Genomic DNA, 2,874 nt, shown 5'->3' on the forward strand with positions numbered 1-2,874 from the left:
CCGGTCGCCCTTCATCGCCTTGGCGGTGAGCGCGATGATGGGCAGCCCCGCGAACTGCGGCATCCTGCGGATCGCCGTGGTGGTCGCGTAGCCGTCCATCTCCGGCATCATGATGTCCATCAGCACGACCACCACGTCGTCGTGCTGCTCCAGCACCTCGATGCCCTCGCGGCCGTTCTCCGCGTACAGGACCGCCAGTCCGTGCTGCTCCAGCACACTGGTGAGCGCGAACACGTTGCGCACGTCGTCGTCGACGATCAGCACCTTCTCGCCGCCGAACCGCACGACGGCCTCCGGCCGCACCTCGCCCGCCTGCTGCTCCGAGGACGCCTGCGAGAGCTCGAGCCGGGGTTCCGGTGCCGTGGAGCGCCGGCGCCGCCGGAAGAGCGCGGCAGGCCCGTTCTGCGTCTCCCGGTACGACTTCACCTCGGCCGGGGTCTCGGTCTCCGCCGCCGACAGCTGAGAGGACACCCGCGCCTCGGAGGCGGCGACCAGCTCACCGGCCTCCAACTGCGGCACGGACTGCTGGTAATAGCCCTGCGGCGGAAGGCCGTTCAGGTGCAGCGGCAGATACAGCGTGAACGTCGATCCGCGCCCCGGCTCGCTCTGCGCGTAAATCTCGCCGCCGAGCAGCTGGGCGATCTCACGGGAGATCGACAGGCCGAGCCCGGTGCCGCCGTACTTGCGGCTGGTCGTGCCGTCGGCCTGCTTGAACGCCTCGAAGATCACCCGCATCTTGCTCGCGGCGATCCCGATGCCGGTGTCGGTCACCGAGAACGCGATCAGCGGCGCGTCCGGATCGGTCAGCGACCCCGCCTCCAGCAACTGCTCCCGGATGGACTGCGGTACGCCGGTCCCGGCGGGCCGGATCACCAGCTCCACCGAGCCCGAGTCGGTGAACTTCACCGCGTTGGACAGCAGGTTGCGCAGCACCTGGAGCAGCCGCTGCTCGTCGGTGTGCAGGGTCGCGGGCAGCTCCGGGGAGACCCGCACCGACAGGTCCAGGCCCTTCTCCGCCGTCAGCGGCCGGAAGGTCGCCTCCACGTAGTCCACCAGCTGGACCAGCGCGATCCGCGTCGGTGAGACGTCCATCTTGCCCGCCTCGACCTTCGACAGATCGAGGATGTCGTTGATCAGCTGGAGCAGGTCCGAGCCCGCGCCGTGGATGGTCTCGGCGAACTCCACCTGCTTCGGGGAGAGATTGCTCTCCGCGTTGTCGGCGAGCAACTTGGCCAGGATCAGCAGGGAGTTGAGCGGCGTACGCAGCTCGTGCGACATGTTGGCGAGGAACTCGCTCTTGTACCGCATCGACACCGCGAGCTGCTCGGCCCGCTCCTCCAGGACCTGCCGCGCCTCCTCGATCTCGGTGTTCTTGACCTCGATGTCGCGGTTCTGCCGGGCCAACAGCTCGGCCTTCTCCTCCAGTTCGGCGTTGGACGACTGCAACGCCTTCTGCCGGTTCTCCAACTCGGCCGAACGCTCGCGCAGTTGCTCGGTCAGCTCCTGCGACTGCGCCAGCAGCTGCTCGGTCTTGGTGTTGACCGAGATGGTGTTGACGCTGGTCGCGATCATCTCCGCGATCTGGCTGAGGAAGTCCCGCTGGATGTGGGTGAACTTGGTGAACGACGCCAGCTCGATCACGCCGAGCACCTTGCCCTCGAAGACCACCGGCAGCACGATCAGCTGCGCGGGCCGCGCCTCCCCGAGCCCCGAGGTGATCTTCAGATAGCCGGCCGGGGTCTCCTCGACCAGCAGCGTGCGCTTCTCCTCCGCCACCGCCCCGATCAGCCCCTCACCGGGACGGAACGACGTCGGCATCGCCCCCGTCGTGCAGCCGTACGAGCCCAGCAGCCGCAGCTCGTACCCGTCCTCGGAGTCACCTCCGGCGTCCTGCCCCTCCAGCAGCGGCATCGCCAGGAAGAACGCGCCGTGCTGCGCGGAGACCACCGGCGTCAGCTCGCTCATGATGAGCGAGGCCACGTCCTTCAGGTCCCGGCGGCCCTGCATCAGCGCGGAGATCCGGGCCAGGTTGCCCTTGAGCCAGTCCTGTTCGTTGTTGACGATCGTGGTGTCGCGCAGGTTGGCGATCATCTTGTTGATCGAGTCCTGGAGCACCTGGATCTCGCCGGAGGCGTCCACGTCGATCTTCAGGTTCAGATCGCCGCGCGTCACGGCCGTGGCGACCTTCGCGATCGCGCGCACCTGCCGGGTCAGGTTCCCGGCCATCTCGTTCACCGACTCGGTCAGGTCGCGCCAGGTGCCGTCCACGTCCCGCACGCGCGCCTGGCCGCCGAGGATGCCCTCGGTGCCCACCTCACGGGCTACCCGGGTCACCTCCTGGGCGAACGACGACAGCTGGTCCACCATCGTGTTGATCGTCGTCTTCAGCTCCAGGATCTCGCCCCGGGCGTCGATGTCGATCTTCTTGGTCAGATCGCCCTTGGCGATGGCCGTGGTCACCATGGCGATGTTCCGCACCTGGCCGGTCAGGTTGGACGCCATCCCGTTCACCGACTCGGTGAGGTCCTTCCACGTGCCCGCCACACCGGGAACGTGCGCCTGACCGCCCAGGATCCCGTCCGTACCCACCTCGCGGGCCACCTTGGTCACCTGGTCCGCGAACGAACTCAGCGTCTTCACCATGATGTTGATGGTGTCCGCGAGCTGCGCCACCTCACCGCGCGCCTCGATCGTCACCTGACGGGTCAGGTCGCCGTTGGCCACCGCCGAGGCGACCTGGGAGATGTTCCGCACCTGCATGGTCAGGTTGTTGGCCATCAGGTTGACGTTGTTGCTCAGGTCCTTCCAGATGCCCGTGACACCCGGCACGTGCGCCTGGCCGCCCAGGATGCCCTCGGTGCCCACCTCACGGGC

At 67.9% G+C, this 2,874-nt stretch carries 1 protein-coding gene; it reads right to left on the reverse strand.

Annotation, left to right across the window (positions count from 1 at the left end; translation table 11 throughout):
* Nucleotides 1–2,874, reverse strand: a 2,874-nt coding sequence (locus GTW40_RS02330) for a HAMP domain-containing protein (RefSeq protein WP_161178464.1), incomplete at both ends; no start/stop codon positions are given.

Origin of the sequence: Streptomyces sp. SID4985 (assembly GCF_009863025.1) — a bacterium.
Classification (GTDB): Bacteria; Actinomycetota; Actinomycetes; order Streptomycetales; family Streptomycetaceae; genus Streptomyces.